Source organism: Salmonella sp. SAL4457, assembly GCF_046548235.1.
Classification (GTDB): domain Bacteria; phylum Pseudomonadota; class Gammaproteobacteria; order Enterobacterales; family Enterobacteriaceae; genus Salmonella; species Salmonella enterica.
In genome coordinates this window covers 1-246 of the sequence record NZ_JBGDZO010001111.1, presented here as the reverse complement: position 1 = coordinate 246, position 246 = coordinate 1, and the positions used below count along the sequence as shown (strand labels likewise).

At 65.9% G+C, this 246-nt stretch carries 1 pseudogene; it reads left to right on the top strand.

Annotated elements, in window-relative coordinates:
* Positions 1-246, top strand: a pseudogene (locus tag ACLJNW_RS27630) (multidrug ABC transporter ATP-binding protein); the annotation flags it as partial.

Here is a 246-nt window from a genome sequence, read left to right as displayed (position 1 = left end):
GCTCAAGGACGCTCCGATCCTGATCCTCGACGAAGCGACCTCGGCGCTGGACTCGGAAGTCGAATCGGCGATCCCGGAAAGCCTGGAGACCCTGATGCAGGGCAAGACGGTGATCGCCATCGCCCACCGCCTGTCGACCATTGCGCGCATGGACCGCCTGGTGGTGCTGGACAAGGGCCACATCGCCGAAAGCGGCACGCATGCCGAGTTGCTCGCCCATGGCGGCCTCTATGCGCGCCTCTGGCA